The 3,086-nt window shown below is 72.4% G+C and carries 3 protein-coding genes; all 3 read right to left on the minus strand.

Annotated elements, in window-relative coordinates:
* On the minus strand, positions 1-582 hold a 582-nt coding region (locus ACXJKG_RS20365), incomplete at its 3' end, for a cell division protein PerM (protein WP_456847541.1).
* Positions 583-691: 109 nt separating this feature from the next.
* Positions 692-1,579 carry a succinate--CoA ligase subunit alpha gene (gene sucD, locus ACXJKG_RS20370; RefSeq protein ID WP_456847542.1) on the minus strand — a complete coding sequence of 296 codons (888 nt, stop codon included), beginning with the start codon at positions 1,577-1,579 and terminating at the stop codon, positions 692-694.
* Positions 1,580-1,610: 31 nt separating this feature from the next.
* The gene (gene sucC, locus ACXJKG_RS20375) at positions 1,611-2,792 is read right to left on the minus strand and encodes an ADP-forming succinate--CoA ligase subunit beta (protein ID WP_456847543.1); all 1,182 of its coding nucleotides are present in this window, start codon (positions 2,790-2,792) and stop codon (positions 1,611-1,613) included.
* Between the last annotated feature and the right edge of the window lie 294 nt (positions 2,793-3,086).

Consider the following 3,086-nt stretch of genomic DNA (forward strand, 5'->3'; position numbering starts at 1 on the left):
GGTCAGGGCGCGCAGCGTGGGCGCCTCGGGCCGGGCCAGCAGGCCGGCGCCGAGCCCGACCGCGGAGACGAGCGCACCGCCCACGGCCGCGCGGGCCAGGCCGGCGTCGGACACCCCGTCCAGCACGGCCACCAGCACCGTGACCAGCGTGTACGTGCCCACCCCGGCGCCGTAGGCCGACCAGGTGACCAGGCCCGAGCGGCGCGCGGACGCGTAGCAGACGAAGACCGCGAGGATCGTCACGCCCAGCGGCACCAGCGACACGGTGACCGCGCCGACCTGAGCCGGGACGCCGTGCCCGAGCAGCCACAGCGACGACCCCACGCCGACCGACCGGAACCAGCCGACGCCGCTGTTCGACGGGTCCGCGGAGGTCGCGACGTACGCGGCGACGGCGGGCAGCGCGAGGACCAGGATCGAGAGCACCGCGGCCTGCAGCGCGGACAGCACGCCGGCGACCCACCGGGGGGCGCCGTCGAGCGCGGACGTGAAGAACGCGGGTGCCGCGTCGTCGGCCGGCGCACGGCGTCGTCGGCGGTCGAGGACGGGCGTGCCGCCTGTGCGGGGACCGGTGGAGCTCACCGTGCCATGGTCGCCGCCGCATCCACCCGTCCGGCGTACCCGGCCCGGCGCGTCGGCGCCGGGTACGCGAAAGGCGCCGGMCCCTCGGGGTCGGCACCTCTCGGACGAGCTAGGAGAGCAGCTCTCGCGCGAGCGCGGCCGTCTCGGACGGCGTCTTGCCGACCTTGACACCCGCGGCCTCGAGGGCCTCCTTCTTGGCCTGGGCGGTGCCCGAGGAGCCGGAGACGATGGCGCCGGCGTGGCCCATGGTCTTGCCCTCGGGGGCCGTGAAGCCGGCGACGTAGCCGACGACGGGCTTGGTGACGTGCTCGGCGATGTAGGCCGCCGCGCGCTCCTCGGCGTCGCCGCCGATCTCACCGATCATCACGATGACCTCGGTCTCCGGGTCCGCCTCGAACGCCGCGAGGGCGTCGATGTGCGTGGTGCCGATGATCGGGTCGCCGCCGATGCCGATGGCCGTCGAGAACCCGAAGTCCCGCAGCTCGTACATCATCTGGTAGGTCAGCGTGCCCGACTTCGAGACCAGGCCGACGCGGCCCGGGCCCGAGATGTCCGCCGGGATGATGCCGACGTTCGACTTCCCGGGGCTGATCAGGCCGGGGCAGTTGGGGCCGATGAGCCGCACGCCCTTGTCCAGCGCGAGCGCGAAGAACTCGGCGGTGTCGGCCACCGGGACGCCCTCGGTGATGATGACGACCAGCGGGATGCCCGCCTCGATCGCCTCGACGACCGCGGCCTTGGTGTGGGCCGGCGGCACGAAGATCACGGAGACGTCGGCGCCGGTCTCGTCCATCGCCTCGGCGACGGAGCCGAAGACGGGGACCTCGGTCACTGTGTCACCCGAGCTGAACGCGACGCTCGTACCTGCTTTTCGCGGGTTCACGCCGCCGACGACGGCCGTGCCGGACGCGAGCATGCGGGACGTGTGCTTCTGGCCCTCGGAGCCCGTCATGYCCTGGACGATGACCTTGGATGCCTCGGTCAGGAAGATCGCCATGGTGGTGTCTGCTTCTCTCTACGTCAGGGGTTCAGGCGGCGGCGTGGGCGAGCTCGGCCGCCTTGTCGGCGCCGCCGTCCATCGTGTCCGCGATCGTGACCAGCGGGTGACCGGCGTCGGCGAGGATCCGGCGACCCTCGAGCACGTTGTTGCCGTCCAGGCGCACGACCAGCGGCTTGGAGGCCTCGTCGCCGAGGATCTCGAGGGCCGCGACGATGCCATTGGCGACGGCGTCGCACGCCGTGATGCCGCCGAACACGTTGACGAACACSGACTTGACCTGCGGGTCCGTGAGGATGATGTCCAGGCCGGCGGCCATGACCTCGGCGCTCGCGCCGCCGCCGATGTCGAGGAAGTTGGCTGGCTTCACGCCGCCGTGGGCCTCACCGGCGTACGCGACGACGTCGAGCGTGCTCATGACGAGCCCCGCGCCGTTGCCGATGATGCCGACCTCGCCGTCGAGCTTGACGTAGTTGAGGTCCTTCTCCTTGGCGCGCGCCTCGAGCGGGTCGGCCGCGGCCGCGTCCTCGAGCTCGGCGTGCTCCGGGTGCCGGAAGCCGGCGTTCTCGTCCAGCGTGACCTTGCCGTCGAGCGCGACGATGTCGCCGTCCTCGGTCAGCACCAGCGGGTTGACCTCGACCAGCGTGGCGTCCTCGTTCTGGTAGACCGCCCACAGCGTCTGCAGCACGGCGGCGACCTTGGGTGCCAGCTCGGCGCTGAACCCGGCTGCGGCGACGATCTCGTCGGCCTTCTCCTGGTCGATGCCGGTGCGCGGGTCGACGGCGACCTTCGCGAGGGCGTCGGGACGCTCCACCGCGAGCTGCTCGATCTCCATGCCGCCCTCGACGGAGCACATCGCCAGGTAGCGACGCTCCGCGCGGTCGAGCAGGAGGGAGAAGTAGAACTCCGTCGCGATCTTCGCGCCCTGCGCGATCATCACGCGGTGGACCGTGTGGCCCTTGATGTCCATGCCGAGGATCTCGGAGGCCTTCTCGGCCGCGTCGTCCGCGCTGCGGGCGAGCTTGACGCCGCCCGCCTTGCCGCGGCCGCCGACCTTGACCTGGGCCTTCACGACGACGACGCCGTCCTGGCCACCGAGCAGCTGCTCCGCGCCGGCGCGGGCCTCCTCGGGAGTCGTGGCGACGACGCCGCCCAGGACGGGCACGCCGTGCTTCTCGAAGATGTCACGCGCCTGGTACTCGAACAGGTCCACCTGGTCTGGGTCCTCTCATCACCGGCGTTCGACGGCCTCTGTGCGGCCGAAACGCCCCGGTCGATGGTAGCGGCCGGGCGGAGATCTCTTCACATCGAGAGATGTGGCGTACGCGACCCTTCCTCGCCCCGACCCCTCCCCCTGAAGCGTTCCGGTCCGCTACCTTCCCCGCATGGACCCGGTGCCGCACGTCGCCGCAGCTGTCGACCCGTCCCGCCACCCCGCCCGTCGGCCGCGGTGAGCGCCCCCTCGGACACCGCGCCCACGGCGTCGGTCGCGCGCCTCGCCGTGCTG

This window comes from Cellulomonas sp. P5_C6 (assembly GCF_054049635.1).